13 protein-coding genes and 1 pseudogene are annotated in these 15,318 nt (G+C 71.6%); 5 read left to right on the top strand and 9 right to left on the bottom strand.

What is annotated here, in order from left to right; translation table 11 throughout:
* The 4 genes from HY68_RS45485 to HY68_RS26520 all read left to right on the top strand — a co-directional run.
* The coding region (locus HY68_RS45485) for a lanthionine synthetase LanC family protein (protein WP_041993269.1) at positions 1-606 on the top strand (606 nt) is incomplete at its 5' end.
* Positions 607-733: 127 nt separating this feature from the next.
* Entirely contained in the window at positions 734-973 is a 240-nt protein-coding gene (locus HY68_RS26530; protein ID WP_041993266.1) for a hypothetical protein, read from the top strand.
* Positions 974-1,072: 99 nt separating this feature from the next.
* Positions 1,073-3,979: a LuxR family transcriptional regulator gene (locus HY68_RS26525; RefSeq protein ID WP_041993263.1), complete on the top strand. Its 2,907-nt coding sequence runs from the start codon at positions 1,073-1,075 to the stop codon at positions 3,977-3,979.
* Positions 3,976-4,662: a Type 1 glutamine amidotransferase-like domain-containing protein gene (locus HY68_RS26520; RefSeq protein ID WP_041997242.1), complete on the top strand. Its 687-nt coding sequence runs from the start codon at positions 3,976-3,978 to the stop codon at positions 4,660-4,662. Before HY68_RS26525 ends, HY68_RS26520 begins: the two co-directional genes overlap by 4 nt.
* Positions 4,663-4,683: 21 nt before the next feature.
* Here the strand turns inward: HY68_RS26520 and HY68_RS26515 are convergent, their stop codons facing one another.
* From HY68_RS26515 to dnaK, 9 genes are all read right to left on the bottom strand, one after another.
* On the bottom strand, positions 4,684-5,721 hold the full coding sequence (locus HY68_RS26515; protein WP_241778687.1) for an SGNH/GDSL hydrolase family protein: 1,038 nt from the start codon (positions 5,719-5,721) through the stop codon (positions 4,684-4,686).
* Positions 5,722-5,724: 3 nt separating this feature from the next.
* Positions 5,725-7,401, bottom strand: coding sequence for a cyclic nucleotide-binding domain-containing thioredoxin-disulfide reductase (locus HY68_RS26510; protein WP_041993258.1), 1,677 nt, complete (start codon positions 7,399-7,401; stop codon positions 5,725-5,727).
* Positions 7,402-7,495: 94 nt separating this feature from the next.
* The gene (locus tag HY68_RS26505) at positions 7,496-7,759 is read right to left on the bottom strand and encodes a UBP-type zinc finger domain-containing protein (RefSeq protein ID WP_041993254.1); all 264 of its coding nucleotides are present in this window, start codon (positions 7,757-7,759) and stop codon (positions 7,496-7,498) included.
* Positions 7,759-8,280: a thioredoxin gene (gene trxA, locus HY68_RS26500; RefSeq protein ID WP_078863792.1), complete on the bottom strand. Its 522-nt coding sequence runs from the start codon at positions 8,278-8,280 to the stop codon at positions 7,759-7,761. Before trxA ends, HY68_RS26505 begins: the two co-directional genes overlap by 1 nt.
* Entirely contained in the window at positions 8,280-10,904 is a 2,625-nt protein-coding gene (gene clpB, locus HY68_RS26495) for an ATP-dependent chaperone ClpB (protein WP_041993250.1), read from the bottom strand. Before clpB ends, trxA begins: the two co-directional genes overlap by 1 nt.
* Positions 10,895-11,284 carry a chaperone modulator CbpM gene (locus HY68_RS26490; RefSeq protein ID WP_078863791.1) on the bottom strand — a complete coding sequence of 130 codons (390 nt, stop codon included), beginning with the start codon at positions 11,282-11,284 and terminating at the stop codon, positions 10,895-10,897. The genes clpB and HY68_RS26490 overlap by 10 nt, the downstream gene beginning before the upstream one ends.
* Positions 11,281-12,258 (bottom strand): DnaJ C-terminal domain-containing protein, encoded by a 978-nt coding sequence (locus tag HY68_RS26485; RefSeq protein ID WP_041993248.1) that lies wholly within the window; start codon positions 12,256-12,258, stop codon positions 11,281-11,283. The genes HY68_RS26490 and HY68_RS26485 overlap by 4 nt, the downstream gene beginning before the upstream one ends.
* A 7-nt stretch (positions 12,259-12,265) precedes the next feature.
* On the bottom strand, positions 12,266-12,823 hold the full coding sequence (locus tag HY68_RS26480) for a nucleotide exchange factor GrpE (protein WP_041993245.1): 558 nt from the start codon (positions 12,821-12,823) through the stop codon (positions 12,266-12,268).
* A 9-nt stretch (positions 12,824-12,832) separates the two neighbouring features.
* A complete protein-coding gene (gene dnaK, locus HY68_RS26475) occupies positions 12,833-14,743 on the bottom strand; it encodes a molecular chaperone DnaK (RefSeq protein WP_041993243.1) in 1,911 nt (636 codons plus the stop codon).
* A 330-nt stretch (positions 14,744-15,073) separates the two neighbouring features.
* On the opposite strand from dnaK, the pseudogene HY68_RS44100 reads away from it, so the two are divergent.
* Positions 15,074-15,318, top strand: a pseudogene (locus tag HY68_RS44100) (hypothetical protein); the annotation flags it as partial.

The raw sequence follows: 15,318 nt of genomic DNA, 5'->3' as shown, positions 1-15,318 counted from the left end.
GAACTGGCCGAAGCGGTGGCGGACGCCCTGGCCCCCGCCGCGGCGCGGGGCAACGGCGCCGCGGGGTTCGCCGAGGGCGCCGCCGGCATCGGCTGGGCGCTGTGGCGCCACGCTGACCACCGGGCGGACGGCAAGGGACACCCGGAGATCGCCGCCGGACTGCTGCGCTCGGCCGACACCGCCCCTGAAGCCGCAGCGCCCAACCCGTCATGGACCACCGGCCTGCCCGGGATCGCCGCCGCCACCGCGCACCTGCCGGGGCGCGACGACCTCGCCACGCGCCTCGCCGCCCTCGGCGACGGACCCGAACTCAGTGCGGGCCACGGCGCGTTCGGCGCCCTGGAAGCCCTGTCGGTGCTGGCCGGCCAGGGCGACACCACGGCGTCCGCCGCTCTCGGCCGGGCCGGCGGCCGGGTCCTCGCGACCGTCGAGGGACAGCAGCACCGCTGCGCGACCCCCGGCCAAGTGCCCTCTCCCGGGATGCTGACGGGCCTCGCCGGCATCGGCTACGGGCTGCTCCGCCTCTGCTCCCCGGCCCATGTCCCGTCCGCGCTCCTGCTGGAGCACTCCTGTCCGGGCAACCCGGCCAATCCGCCCGCCTGTTGAGGGCGAGCCTCCCCGGCCGGCCGGACCCGGCCCACCAACCGCTCCTCCCCGCACGCTCGTTGTCTCCGCTCTTCCTCTCGTTCACCCGCTCGTTCATCCGCGCACTTCCCCCACGAAGGAGTTCCCCATGAACCTGCACTCCCGCCGCGCCGCTGCCGTCTCCACCTCCGCCGTCGCCTCCGTCTCCGCCGACACCGAGGCCCCCACGCCCGCTGCCGCCGACGAGCAGGACGCCGCGGGCGGCATCACCCTCTCGGGCCGCAACCGCGCCTGCGCCCGCGCCCGCATCCTGGCCGGGATGGTCCTCACCAGCGGCCTCGTCATCACGCTCAGCTCGATCGACACCTCGGTGTCCGCGCCCCAGTAGCCACGTCCCACCGCTCGGCGGGCCGACAGGACCGCCGGGCGGAAGGGAAGTCCCGACGGCACACCACGGTTCCGGATATTCTGATTATGCTTGGAAGCCATGCGTCTCCAAGCCTCTTCCCTCATCGGCCGGGATGCCCAACTGGGGCTGCTCGGACGCGCTTTGTCCGACGCTCAGCAGGGGCGCGGTGGCGTGGTCTTCCTGGTCGGCGAAGCCGGGGTCGGCAAGTCCCGGCTGGCGGCCGAGGTCGTGGGCAGTGCGCTCGGGGTCGGCATGGGCGTACTGCGTGGCCGCAGCAGCACCACAGGGCCCGCGGTGCCGTTCCGGCCGCTGACCGAGGCGCTGATGTCGCTCTTCCGCACCGGTGAATCGCTGGACGAGCTGTCCCTGGGACCGTACAAGCCGGTGCTGGGACGGCTGATCCCCGACTGGAACACCGGGGCGGGCGACAGCAGTTCCATCGTGATCCTGGGTGAGGCCGTCCTGCGCCTGCTCATGGCAACCGACCACGGCCGGGGCCGGCTCCTGGTGCTGGAGGATCTGCACGACGCCGACCCCGAGACCCTGGGCGTCCTCGAATATCTCGTGGACAACCTGGAGTACAGCCCGGTCCTGCTGCTCGCCACCGTCCGCACGGACTTCAGCGACGCGCTGGATCTCGCACAGTCGGCCCGCCGGCGCGGCACGGCATCCGTCGTGGAGCTGGCGCCACTCACCCGCCCCCAGGTACGCGACCTGGTCGCGGGCCAGTTGGGCACATCGCCGGAGGATGTGCCGGCGGCGGTGCTGGAGCGGCTGTGGGAGGGCAGCGCCGGAAGCCCTTACCTCGTCGAGGAGTTGCTCCAGTCGATGATCGGCGCGGGCACCCTGGTGCAGGGCCCCGACGGCTGGCGCACGGTCGGCGATCCGCGTGGCGACGTGTCGTCCGCGCTGGCCCGCGGCATCCTGCGCCGTATCGACCGGCTGGGCGCCGAGGGCCTGACGCTGCTGTCGGCGGCGGCCGTGCTGGGCAGACGGTTCCCGCTGACCGTGCTCCAGCGGATGACGGGAGTCGACGACCGGGCCCTGCTCAGCCATCTGCACGCCGGAGTCGCCGCTCGTCTGGTGGTCCCCGACGAGCCCGCCCCCGACTGGTACTCCTTTCGCCATTCACCCACCGTGGAAGCCCTGTTCACCCAGCTGACGCCCGGTCAGCGCGCGGACCTGGCGCGCCAGGGCGCGGAGGCGGTCGAGAAGCTGCACCCGCAGCTGCCCGGTGACTGGTGCGCGCTCGCTGCCGGGCTGCGGTCCGAGGCCGGCGAGGACGCGGCGGCCGGCAAGCTCTTCGCCGAGGCGGGGCGGCGGGCCCTGGCCGCCGGCGCGCTCGGTTCCGCTGTGACCCTGCTCAGCCGGGCCGAGACCCTGCTGGCGCGGGCCGGCGATCCACAGGAGCGGGCGGGCGCGCTGGAGCCGCTGCTGCCCGCGCTCGCCGAGTCGGGCGACTTCGACCGGGCCTTCGACCTGGTCGAGCATCTGCACGCCCTGGACAGCGCGGGGCTCGGTGCGTCACGTCTGGCGATCCTGCACACCCGGCTGGCCAAGGTGGCGCACACGGCGGGGCGTTGGAGCGACGGCAACCGGCAGATCGATCGGGCCCGCGAGGTGCTGGGTGCCAATCCGGACGGCGCGGCGACGGCGTCCGTCGATGTCACCGCCGCCTATCTCGCCCTGGACACCCCCGGCACCGACCGCACCCAGCAGGCGGAGAAGCTGGCCCGCTCGGCGGCCGACGCCGCCGAGCGCTACGCGCTGCCCTCCGTCGCCTGCCAGGCGTGGGAGCTGCTGGCGACCGTGGCCCGCGAACGGGACCCCGACGAGTCCCGGGCCATGCTGGAAAAGGCCCTGTCGACGGCGGAGCGGCATCAGCTCCCCCTGCGGCGGATGTACGCGGCGACGCGGATCGGCGGCAACGACTGGCTGGCGGAGGGCGACACCGCCGGACTGCTCTCCGCCAGGGACGAGGCGCTGCGGCTCGGTTCGATCAACATCGTGCACACCGTGGACGGCATCCTCGTCCTGGACGGGGTGATGCGGGGCGCGCGCGACGCGACACGCGAGGCGGCCGTCGAGTGCCTGACGATCGTGCGCAGGCTCAGACTCGCCCCCGCCGTCCGGTATCTCCTCATGTCCCTGGCGTCACTGGAGGCGCACCAGGGCGACCGGCCGGCGATGGAGGCCGCCCTCGACTCGTTCGCCGAATGGGAGGGGGCGGGATCGCAGGAGGAGCCGCTGACGCTGGGCATGGCCCGCGCCTTCTGCGCCCTGATGGAGGAGGACCGCGACCTGGCACGGGCGGAGCTGGGGGCGCTGTCGGCGCTGGAGCGGCACAACCCCAGCACGTACCACCTCGGCGGCACGCACGGGGTCGGGCTGCTGCTGGACGTGCTGGCGGGTGAGGCGGACCGCGCCCGGCACGAGGCGGTGGCCGCGACGGCGGTCGGACAGATGCGGTGGAACCGCCAGTTCGTCACGCTCGCGGACGCCGTCCTGCTCGGCCGGGAGGGGCAGGGCGAGCGGGCCGCCGAGCGCATCGACACGGCCCTGCGCGACGCCGCCGCGTACCCGGCCGCCCTGCACCTGGGCCTGCGGCTGGTCGCGGACCCGGCGCACGAGGACGGCTGGGGCGAGCCGGTCGCCTGGCTCAGGCGGGCCGAACACCACTTCCACGAGCAGGGCGTACCGGCCGTCACGAACGCCTGCCGGGCCGCCCTGCGCCGGCTGGGCGCCCCGGTGCACCAGCACCGCAGCGGCACGGACGGCATCCCCGAAGAGCTGCGGACCCTCGGCGTCACCGTCCGGGAGTACGAGGCGTTCCTGCTCCTCGCCGACCGGCTGAGCAACAAGGACATCGCCGACCGGCTGTTCATCTCGCCCCGCACGGTCGAGAAACACATCGCCAGCCTGATGAACAAGACGGGCGCGGCCAACCGCGCTGACCTGTGCGAGCGTTCGACCCGACTGCGATGAAGCTGCTCCTCACCGACTCCGGCGTCAGGAACGCGAGCATCCTGGCGGCGCTGGTCGACCTCCTCGGCAGACCGATCGCCGAGTCGACGGCCCTGTGCATCCCCACGGCGGGGTACGGCGGGCCGTACGGGGATCCGGGCGGGCCGTGGCGTTTCATCAGCGGACGCTCCCCCGGTCCCATGACGGAGCTGGGGTGGAAGTCGGTGGGCGTGCTGGAGCTCACCGCACTGCCGGGCATCGACAAGGAACGCTGGGTCTCCTGGGTACGGGAGGCGGACGTCCTGCTGGTGAACGGCGGCGACGCGCTGTACCTGTGCCACTGGATGCGCGAGTCCGGACTGGCCGGCCTCTTCCCGTCGCTGCGCGACACGGTCTACGTAGGGCTCAGCGCCGGCAGCATGGTCTTGACGCCCCGTGTCGGAACGCACTTCGTCGGCTGGAAGCCGCCCGCCGGCGGCGACAGCGCGCTGGGAGTCGTGGACTTCTCCGTCTTCCCGCATCTCGACAGCCCCGACTGCCCCGAGAACACCATGGCCGAGGCGGCACGATGGGCCGCCGGGATCTCCGGCCCGGCGTACGCCATCGACGCCCAGACCGCGATCAAGGTGACCGGCGACGGCATCGAGGTCGTCTCCGAAGGCCAGTGGAAGCTGTTCAACCCGGCCCAGGTCGCTGGCAGTTGAGCTGATCCGTTCGGATACCTCTCAGCTCTCCAGCAGCCTGACCAGCGCGTCGGCGACGGCGGCCATGCCCTTCTCGTTGGGATGGAAGGAGTGCGCCGTGGATTCAAGAGTCGGCTGGAACCCGAAGACCCACGGTTCGGCCGACCCGAGGGCATGCTCAGCGCTCAGCTCGGACACTCGCAGGACCTCGGCCGCAGAGCGGTCCGCCGCGATCCCGTAGGCCCGCGCGATGCCGTCCTGGATCCTGCGGAACGCGGCCCTCTGCGCTGCCGAGAAGGGCAAGTCGTTGTCGGGGCCGGTGGCATCGTCGGGGCCGGTGGCATCGTCGAGGACCGTCAGGTAGTCGACAAGGACCACGCGAGCATCGGTAGCACGGGACCGAACCGTCTGGACGATTCGAATCAGCCCCTGTGCCGTCGCCTCGATCGCCGCCGTGGTCGGCGCGGGGACACCACGAGGAAATTGCTGAGCCAGCATCGTGACCAGCGGGCTGTCGGGATCCTTCTGCCGCCAGGCCTCGTAGAGCATCGACCCGGCGAACTGGAGGTCGTTACCGCCGGCAGTCAGCGTGACGAGATCAGCGTCCGCGGGGAGCCCTTCGATCTGCGGCGCGAACTCCACTCCTGCCATGGTGATCTGCGGTGTGTCGAGAATCGTGGCGGTCGTCGCCCCGGAGACCGTCAGATCGACGAGGTCGGCGCCGAGCCGCTCCGCGGCCAGGTGTGCGTAGTTGCGCTTCGACCGCATCGCGGGAAAGTCCTCGATCGGTTCGATGCCCGGTCCTGCCGCAAAGGAACTGCCCAGGGCGACGACGTGCCGGTATTGAGTCATCGCCCAATGCTCGCAGGTTCGGTGCGCACGACGAAAGCGAGTACCGCTGCGATCTCCGCCGACTCGCCGAACCGTCTGACGGCCGCAGACTTCAGCAGGTCCGATGCGCCGTGGTCCTTCTTGAGCTGACCCATAGCGGTGTCGAAGCTGCCCGGGAGACAGAGACGACGCGAACTCCGGGTCGCGCACCTTAAGGAGCGCCTTGCAGACGGCGACGACGTTGCTCACTCCTCACCTTTCAGCAGGCAGAGCGGCCTGCTCCCCGCGGTGTTCGTGCGCCAGACGGACGGCCATGGCGCCCTCACCGACTGCCGAGGCCACCCGCTTGACCGAGCCGCTGCGGACGTCGCCGACGGCGAAGACCCCCGGCAGACCGGTCTCCAGGGCGAGCGGGGCGCGGGCCAGGGGTTTCCAGAGGTCCGCTGCCGCATGGACCACGTCCTGACCGGTCGGAACGAAGCCACGCCGGTCCAGGGTTACGGCGTCGGCGAGCCAGGAGGTGGCGGGACGGGCGCCGATGAAGACGAACAGGGCCCGGTCCGGCAGTACCTCCTGTTCGCCGGTGCGGTTGTCCTCAACGACGACGGATTCGACCCCGTCCTCGCCGGTGACCTCCCGCACCTCGGTATGCAGTCGGACATCAATCCGGGGGTGCCGCTCGATCCGGTCGATCAGGTAGCGGGACATGCTGTGCGCCAGGTCTCCGCCGCGGACCAGCAGATGGACCGCGGGCGACTCGCGCGCCAGGAACAGGGCCGCCTGGCCGGCGGAGTTGCCGCCGCCGACGACAGCCACCGGGTCAAGGCGGCAGGTCCGTGCCTCCCAGAGGGTGGCGGCGTAGTGGACCCCCGCACCCTCGAACCGCTCCACACCCGGGGCTGTCAGCCGTCGGTAGCGGGCGCCGGTGGCCACCACGACGTTGTCGGCGGCGACCGTGCCACCGTCGGCGAGCCGTACCACGCTGGTTCCGTCGCGCTGTTCGATGCCGGCGGCCTCGGCGGGGACGGAGATCCGGGCACCGAACCGGTTGGCCTGCACGACGGCGCGTTCGGCGAGCTCCATGCCGGAGATCCCGGCGGGGAAACCGAGGTAGTTCTCGATCCGCGACGACGTACCGGCCTGGCCGCCGGTCGCCACCGCGTCCAGGACGACGGTCGAGAGCCCCTCGGAGGCGCCGTACACCGCAGCGGCCAGACCTCCGGGTCCCGCGCCGACCACCATCAGGTCGCAGACCCCCGCGGCTGTCTGCGTCCGCAGCCCGATGACCCTGGCGAGTTCGGCGTTGGAGGGATTGCGCAGCACACGACGGTCGTGCCAGACGACGACGGGGGTCTCCTGCGGAGTGACACCGAGACGCGTCAGCAGCACCTCGGCCTCGGTGTCCTTCTCAAGATCGGCCCAGCGGTGCGGAAGGCGGTTGCGGGCGGCGAATTCCAGCAGCCGCCGCGTGTCGGGGGAAAAGGCGGAGCCGATGATACGGAACCCCGCGCCCGCGCCGACCAGCATCGTACGGCGCAGCAGGTAGGCACGCAGGATCAGGTCGCCGAGCGCGGGTTCCCGGCTGAGCAGATCGCGCAGGGCGGCCGAACCCACCGTGAGTACGTCGCCGGGTGTGCTCGCCAGCGCGCTGAGGAAGGGCGTCTGGCCCTCCAGCACGCCCAGTTCACCGAGGAAGCTGTACGGACCGTGCAGTTGGACGATTTCGTCCTGGTCGTCACGGGCTTCGACCACGGCCACCGTGCCGCTGAGGACGACGAAGAACTCCTCGCTGGGCTCGCCCGCGCGGAAGAGGTGTTCCCCCTCGCGGAGCGACCGTACCTGTCCGCAGGATCTCAGGATCGCGATCTGATCGTCCGTCAGCAGTGGGTACGCGTCGTCCACGACGGGGGTCGGTGTCGGTGTCGGCATCCTTCGTTCCCTTCGTCAGAAAGGCGGAGGCGGAAAGCGGGATGGAGAACAGCGGCCGGAGCACGGTGGCTTCCGCCGTGCCGGCCCGGCGGGCTCAGACCATCGCCTCGTGCACGAAACACCACCGCCAGTCCTCGCCGGGCTGGAACGACCGGACGATCGGATGGCCGTCGGCCGCGGCGTGGGCGCGGGCGTGCCGCATCGGCGAGGAGTCACAGCAGCCGACATGGCCGCAGGTCAGGCACAGGCGCAGGTGCACCCACGGAGTTCCCATGCGGAGGCAGTCCTCGCAGCCCTGCGGTGTTCTTGGCGTGACGGGCCGGACCAGGGACAGGTGCGGGTCGGGAAGACTGGTCATTACGGCCTCCTGGTGGCGGAGCCGGCTGGTCCCGAGGGCGTCGGCAGTGACTCGTCCACCCAGCGGCGCAGCGCGTCCACGGGCGCGGCGCCGGTCCGGCGCGCGAGGGGCCTGCCGTGGTCGAGGATCAGCAGGGTCGGTACGGCTTGGACTTCGAACCGCCGTGCCAGGGCGGGCGACATGTCGATGTCGACCTTCACGAGCTTGATCCGGCCCGCCAGGTCCTTGGCGACCTGTTCGAGGGCGGGGCTCACCATGCGGCAGGGCCCGCACCAGGTGGCCCAGAGGTCGACGAGCACGGGCAGGCTCGCCTGCTCGGCGACCTCCCCGAAGTCGGCGTCACGCGCTTCGGCGATCCACGGCAGCGGGGCCCGGCAGTTTCCGCAGCGCGGGCTGCCCTCCGCCACGGCGGGTACGCGATTGGTCCGGCCGCAGCGGGCGCAGGCGACCGTCCACACGGAGGTCTTCGCCCCGGCGGTGGCGCCGCCGCGGCCACCGCCGCTTGGTGGAGATGTGGTCATCACGGCTCCTGCGGCTCGTCCTGGAGGGTCACGGTCAGTTCGCCGTCCCCTGCGTCGACCAGGATGGTCACGCCTTCGCGTGCCTCGCCGCTGAGCAGCGCCCGGCCGATCTTGGTCTCGACCTCGTGGGAGATGAAGCGGCGCAGCGGCCTGGCCCCGTAGACCGGGTCGTAGCCCTCGGCTGCGATCAGCCGGCGGGCCTCCTCGGTGAGGACGAGCGTGATGCGCTGCTCGGCGAGACGGTCGCGCAGCTCGGCGAGGAGCAGGTCCACGATGCGCTCGATCTGCGCGATGCCGAGCGGGTGGAAGAGGACGATGTCGTCCACGCGGTTGAGGAACTCGGGGCGGAACCGGCCGCTGAGTTCGGTCATCACCAGCGCCCGCGCCTCGGGCTTGATCTCGCCCGCCTGGGTGGCGTCCTGGAGCAGGTACTGGGAGCCCAGGTTCGAGGTCATGATGACGACGGTGTTGCGGAAGTCGACCGTACGGCCCTGGGCGTCGGTGATCCGGCCGTCGTCCAGCACCTGGAGCAGGGTGTTGAAGACGTCGGCGTGCGCCTTCTCGATCTCGTCGAACAGGACGACGGAGTACGGCTTGCGGCGCACGGCCTCGGTGAGCTGGCCGCCCTCCTCGTAGCCGACGTAGCCGGGGGGCGCGCCGACCAGCCGGCTGACGGTGTGCCGCTCCTGGTACTCGCTCATGTCGAGGCGGATCATGTTGCTCTCACTGTCGAACAGCGCGGCGGCCAGGGTCTTGGCCAGCTCGGTCTTCCCGACGCCGGTGGGGCCGAGGAAGATGAACGAGCCGATCGGCCGACGCGGGTCGCGCACTCCGGAGCGGGCCCTGATCACGGCGTCGGCGACGAGCTGAACGGCCTCGTCCTGGCCCACGACCCGCTCGCGCAGGATCTCGTCCAGCTTGAGCAGCTTCTGCCGCTCGCCCTCCTGGAGCCGGGTGACGGGGATGCCGGTCCACGCGGAGACGATCTCGGCGATCTCCTCGGCGGTGACCACCTCGCGCAGCAGCCGGGTCTCGCCCTGCTTGTCGGCGAGCTGCTCCTCCTCGGCGGCCAGACGGCGCTCCAGCTCGCTGATCGTCCCGTACCGCAGCTGGGCGGCCCGGTTCAGATCGTAGGCGCGTTCGGCCTCCTCGGCCTCCTGCCGGGTGCGCTCCAGTTCCTGACGCAGTTCCTGGACCTTGCGGATGGCCTGCCGCTCGGCCTCCCACTGGGCGTGTTTGGCGTCCACCTCGCCCCGCAGGTCGGCCAGTTCACGCCGCAGGTCCGCCAGGCGGGTGCGGCTGGCCGGGTCGCTCTCCTGGTCGAGCGCGGCCTCCTCGATCTCCAGGCGGGTGGCCCGGCGGGTGAGTTCGTCGAGTTCGGCGGGCATGGAGTCGATCTCGGTCCGCAGCCGCGCGCACGCCTCGTCGACGAGGTCGATGGCCTTGTCCGGGAGGAAGCGGTCACTGATGTAGCGGTGGCTGAGGGTGGCGGCGGCGACCAGGGCGCCGTCCTGGATCTTGACGCCGTGGAAGATCTCCAGCCGTTCGCGGATGCCGCGCAGGATGGAGATGGCGTCCTCGACGGTCGGCTCGTCCACCAGCACGGTCTGGAAGCGCCGCTCCAGGGCGGCGTCGGACTCGATGTGCTTGCGGTACTCGTCGAGTGTGGTGGCGCCGATCATGTGCAGCTCGCCGCGGGCCAGCATCGGCTTGAGCATGTTGCCCGCGTCCATGGCACCCTCGGCGGCGCCGGCCCCGACGACGGTGTGCAGTTCGTCCACGAACAGCAGGATCCGGCCCTCGCCGCTCTTGACCTCGGCCAGCACGGCTTTCAGCCGCTCCTCGAACTCGCCGCGGTATTTGGCTCCGGCCACCAGCGAGCCCATGTCGAGCGAGAACACCGTCTTGTCCCGCAGCCCTTCGGGCACGTCGCCGCGGACGATCCGCTGGGCCAGTCCCTCGACGATGGCGGTCTTGCCGACGCCCGGTTCGCCGATCAGCACAGGGTTGTTCTTGGACTTGCGGCTGAGGATCTGGATGACTCGCCGGATCTCGGCGTCCCGGCCGATCACCGGGTCGAGGCGGCCGGTGCGGGCCTCCACCACGAGGTCACGGCCGTACTTCTCCAGTGCCTCGTACGCTTCCTCGGGATCGGCGGAGGTGACCCGCTGATTCCCGCGCACCGTGGTGAGGGCGCCGAGGAAGGAGTCCTTGCTGACGCCCTGTTCGGCGAGGCGCCGGCCGGCCGCGGTGGCCGGACCCTCGTCCACCATCGCCAGCACCAGGTGCTCGGTGGAGACGTACTCGTCCTTGAGCCGCTTGGCCTCCTGCTCCGCGCTGTCCAGCAGTCTGGCCAGCCGCTGGGTCACCGTCACCTGGCCGGGGGTGGCGCCCGGTCCTGTCATGCGCGGCCGCTTGGCGAGATCGGTCTCCACGGCGGCCCGCAGGGCGGCCGGGTCGGCGCCAGCGTCGGCCAGCAGGCGGCCCGTCAGGCCGTCCTGCTGGTCGAGCAAGGCCAGCAGCAGGTGTTCTCCGTCGACCTCGCTCTGGTCCATCCGCACCGCGAGGCTCTGTGCTTCCCGCAGCGCCTCCTGGGACTTGTGGGTGAGGCGGTTCATGTCCATGTCGCACGCTCCCTGTCGGCTCGTTCGCTGTGCCGCAGTGCGGTCTCCAGACGTTCGATGCGGCCGAGCAGGTCCAGGACGACGCCGACGGCCGCGTAGTTGAGGCACAGTCCGGCCCGCAGCCGCTGCACCCGGGCGATGGCCGACGGTGCGCCGGCCCGGAACCACAGGCGGCCACGGGCATCACGCTCGGCGTCCACCAGCCCGAGAGCGACGAAGCGGCCGACGAGGTCGGGCGACAGTCCGCTGCGGCCGGCCACCTCGGCCATGGAGAGCTGATAGGGGTTGGGGCTGGTCCGGTAGACCCGCACCAGGGGATAGACGCCCCCGGCGCCGGCCCGTCCGGCGCCTTCGGCGGGCGAACGGTGTTCGGCTCTCATGTCTGCTTCCTCGGGTCGAAGGAGGAGACGGCGGCCAGTTCCTCGAACAGCTCGCGCTCACGCGGGCCGGGCGAGGGCGGCACCATCACCTTGATCTCGGCGTAGAGGTCCCCCGACGAACCCTTGGGGTCGGGCATCCCCTCACCGCGCAGCCGCAGCCGGCGACCGGTGGAGGTACCGGCCGGCACATGCACCTTGGCCGTCCCGCCGGGACCGGAGACCGGCACCGTCGCTCCCAGCGCTGCCTCCCAGGCGGTGACCGGCAGATCGACGTGAATGTCGCGTCCGAGGAGCCGGTAGCGGGGATGGGGGGCGATACGGACCACCAGGTAGAGGTCCCCGGCGGAACCCGGGCCGCGGCCCCGGCCGCCCTCTCCGGCGAGCCGGATGCGCTGACCGTCCACGACACCGGCCGGGATGGTGACGTCGTAGGTGCGCTCCCCCGCGCCTCCGCCGAGGGTGATCTTCCGCCGGCCGCCCCGGTACGCCTCCTCGACGCTGAGGGTGAGTTCGGCCTCCTGGTCGGCGCCGGGGATCGGGCTGCCCCGCCCGGCGCGGCCTGCCCGGCCGCCGAACATGCCTCCGAAGAGATCCTCGAAGTCCACGCCGGCGGTGTCGAAGTCACTCTCCGTCCAGGTCCTGGTGCCTGCCCGGCCGGCGCCTCCGGTGCCGTCGAAGGGACTGCCGCGGTAGGCGCCGGCTCCACCGCCGAAGCCTTGGCCGGCCGCGACGCGCTCGTCGTAGTCCTCCGGAATCTGCCGGAAGTCCGGGCCGAAGCGGTCGTAGCGGGACCGGGTGTCGGGGTCGGACAGCACGCTGTACGCCTCGTTGATCTGCTTGAAGCGCTCCTCGGCTGCCGGATCGCGGTTGACGTCCGGGTGATAGCGGCGGGCCAGGGTACGGAACGCCTGCTGGATCTCGGCGGCGTCGGCGGTACGGGGGACGCCCAGCACCTGGTAGTAGTCGTCAGCCATGGCGGCCTCACTCCTGCTTGCGGCTGACCGCCACGGCGGCCGGCCGCAGTTGGTGGCCGGGTTCGCCGTAGCCGGGCCGCAGCACCTGGACGACGGTGCCCGCGGCGGTGTCCGGTTCATCCACCACGGACACCACCTCGTGCCGCTCGGGGTCGAAGGGGACGCCGGTCTCCTCGTAGCGGGGGTAGCCGAGGCTTCGCAGCACCTCGACGGCTTGGTCGCGTACCGCCCGGATTCCGCTGACGAGCGCGCCGGGATCGTCGGCGCCCGCGTGGTCGAGGGCCAGTTCGAGGTTGTCGACGACCGGGAGGAACGCGGCGGCCACCTTGGCCCGCTCGGCCTCCCGCTCCCGGGGAAGCTCGCGGGCGTGGCGCTTGCGGAGGTTGTCGAGGTCGGCGAGGGCTCGCCGCCACCGGTCCGTCAACTCCTCCGCCTCGGTGGTGCGGTGTTCCGGTGTCTGCTCCCCGGCTGCGTCGGTAGGCGGCGTGGGGGGCAGGGGCGTCTGCCCGGACTCCGGCGGCGAGCGGTCCTCGGCCGGACGCGTCGTCTGGTCCTGATCCGACATGTCGCCGCCTCAGCTCTTGTCGAAGTCGGCGTCGATGACGTCGTCGTCGCCCCTCGGGGATCCACCCTCGGGGCTCTGGCCGGGCGCCGGGCCGGGCCGTACGTCGCCTTCGGCTCCGCCGGGTGCGGTGGAGTGCGCGGCCAGAGCCGCGTGGAGCTGCTGGAGTTCGGATGTCAGGTTCCGGGCCCGGTCCGCCGGGGCTTCCTCCTTGACGGCGGTGCGCGCCTCGTCGATGAGCAGTTGGGCCCGGGCCCGCTCGTGCTCCGGTGCGGCGTCGCCGAGCTCGTCCAGCCGGCGCTCCACCTGGTACGCGGAGGCGTCCAGCTCGTTGCGGGCGTCGATGGCCTCGCGCAGGGCGAGGTCGGCGGTCCGGTTGCTCTCGGCCTCGTTGATCATCCGCTCGACCTCGGACGGGTCGAGATTGGAGCCCTCGCTGATGGTCACCGACTGCTCGGCGCCGGTGTCCCGGTCCTTGGCGCTGACCTTGAGGATGCCGTTGGCATCCATGTCGAAGGTGACCTCGATCTGGGTCTCCCCGCGCCTGGCCGGCCGCAGGTTCTCCAGCCGGAAGCGGCCCAGCACCCGGTTGTCCGCGGCCAGTTCGCGTTCGCCCTGGAGAACCACGATGTCCACGGCCGGCTGATTGTCCTCGGCCGTGGAGAACGTCTCGGAGCGGCGGGCGGGGATGGTGGTGTTGCGTTCAATGATCTTGGTCATCACGCCGCCGGCCGTCTCGACGCCCAGGGAGAGCGGGGTGACGTCCAGCAGCAGGACGTCCTTGACCTCGCCCTTGAGCACCCCGGCCTGGACGGCGGCGCCCAGCGCCACGACCTCGTCGGGGTTGACGCTCATGTTCGGGTCCTTGCCGCCGGTCATCCGGCGGACGAGGTTCTGCACGGCCGGTATACGGGTGGAGCCGCCGACGAGGATCACCTCGTCGATGTCGTTGTCCGTGACCTTGGCGTCGCTCATCGCCGTCCTGATCGGGTCCAGGCAGCGCTCCACCAGGTCCGAGGTGATCTGCTCGAACGTGGAGCGGCGGACCGTCTCGGTGAGGTGCTTCGGCCCGGAGGCGTCCGCCGTGATGAACGGCAGGCTCACCTGCGTCTGGCTTACCGAACTCAGCTCGGTCTTCGCCTTCTCGGCCGCCTCGAACAGGCGCTGCAGGGCCTGCGGGTCCTTACGCAGGTCGATGCCCTCGGCCTGCTGGAAGCCGTCCGCGAGATGGTCCACCAGCCGGCGGTCGAAGTCGTCGCCGCCCAGATGGGAGTCGCCCGCGGTGGCGCGGACCTCCACCACACCGTCGCCGACGTCCAGCAGACTGACGTCGAAGGTGCCGCCGCCCAGGTCGAAGACCATGACCGTCTCGTGGCCCTTCTTGTCAAGACCGTAGGCCAGGGCCGCGGCGGTCGGCTCGTTGATGATCCGCAGAACGTCGAGGCCGGCGATCTTCCCGGCGTCCTTGGTGGCCTGGCGCTGGGCGTCGTTGAAGTAGGCGGGGACGGTGATGACCGCTTCGGTCACCTTTTCACCGAGCGCCTTCCCGGCGTCGTCGGCCAGCTTCCGCAGGACCTGCGCGCTGATCTCCTCGGGCGCGTGCTGCTTGCCGTTCACCTCGAAGCGGGCCACCCCGCCAGGCCCCTCGACGACATCGAAGGAGACCGCTTTGGCCTCGTCGGAGATCTCGTCGTAGCGACGGCCGATGAACCGTTTCGCCGAGGTGATGGTGCCCTTGGGATTGAGGATCGACTGCCGGCGCGCGAGCTGTCCCACCAGCCGCTCGCCGTCATCGGAGAAGGCGACCACCGACGGCGTCGTTCTGGCCCCCTCGGCATTCGGGACGACGGAAGGCCCGCCGCCCTCCCACGCCGCGATGACCGAGTTGGTGGTACCGAGATCAATGCCTACTGCCTTCGCCATGGGAATCTCCTCCGTCACAACACGGGACGGCCCGGCAGGCTGCCACGTGAACGGCTGGAGCGCCCACCGCACTTCTTCGAAGCGTCGCGCGGTACTCGTCGCGTTTCCTCACCCCGGCATGACCAATCGGCGCCGTCGTTCCGGTCCGCGAAGACGGGGATGCGGCAGGTCCGCAGGTGAGACCCTGTGCCGGACGGCGTAGCGTGGACGGTGGAAAGTCGCTTTCGAGCCGCGAATGGACCCGCGATGGACGCTGTTCCGATTCCGACCACCGGGGACCGCCGTCCCGTTCCGCGACCGGGGGCCGCGCGGGACACACTGCTACGGCTGGTGTCGGTCCTGCTCGACGGCGACGACGAGCGCGAAGTGCTGTGGAGCGCCATGGCGGCAATCACCGCCACCGGTCCTTTCACCGCCGAAGCCGCGTATGCCATGCACCACGGCCTGGCGCGGCGCTGCCCGCCGTGCCGGGTGGCTGCCTCCCCCGCTGCCCGGCCGGGGAGCGCAGCGGTGCGGGAGCCCGCGTCGGACCCGGCCCACGAAGCCCCGGCTGAAGCAGCCGCGGCCGAGGTGGT

It is taken from the genome of Streptomyces sp. AcH 505, from assembly GCF_000818175.1.
Lineage (GTDB): Bacteria > Actinomycetota > Actinomycetes > Streptomycetales > Streptomycetaceae > Streptomyces.
This window is presented reverse-complemented; position numbering and strand designations above follow the sequence as displayed.

Bases quoted from the DNA above. Each gene is read 5' to 3' on its own strand.
- HY68_RS26525 (WP_041993263.1), top strand. From the start codon at position 1,073: ATGCGTCTCCAAGCCTCTTCCCTCATCGGCCGGGATGCCCAACTGGGG.
- HY68_RS26510 (WP_041993258.1), bottom strand. From the start codon at position 7,401: ATGCCGACACCGACACCGACCCCCGTCGTGGACGACGCGTACCCACTG.
- HY68_RS26520 (WP_041997242.1), top strand. From the start codon at position 3,976: ATGAAGCTGCTCCTCACCGACTCCGGCGTCAGGAACGCGAGCATCCTG.
- clpB (WP_041993250.1), bottom strand. From the start codon at position 10,904: ATGGACATGAACCGCCTCACCCACAAGTCCCAGGAGGCGCTGCGGGAA.
- HY68_RS26480 (WP_041993245.1), bottom strand. From the start codon at position 12,823: ATGTCGGATCAGGACCAGACGACGCGTCCGGCCGAGGACCGCTCGCCG.
- dnaK (WP_041993243.1), bottom strand. From the start codon at position 14,743: ATGGCGAAGGCAGTAGGCATTGATCTCGGTACCACCAACTCGGTCATC.
- HY68_RS26530 (WP_041993266.1), top strand. From the start codon at position 734: ATGAACCTGCACTCCCGCCGCGCCGCTGCCGTCTCCACCTCCGCCGTC.
- trxA (WP_078863792.1), bottom strand. From the start codon at position 8,280: ATGACCACATCTCCACCAAGCGGCGGTGGCCGCGGCGGCGCCACCGCC.
- HY68_RS26490 (WP_078863791.1), bottom strand. From the start codon at position 11,284: ATGAGAGCCGAACACCGTTCGCCCGCCGAAGGCGCCGGACGGGCCGGC.
- HY68_RS26505 (WP_041993254.1), bottom strand. From the start codon at position 7,759: ATGACCAGTCTTCCCGACCCGCACCTGTCCCTGGTCCGGCCCGTCACG.
- HY68_RS26485 (WP_041993248.1), bottom strand. From the start codon at position 12,258: ATGGCTGACGACTACTACCAGGTGCTGGGCGTCCCCCGTACCGCCGAC.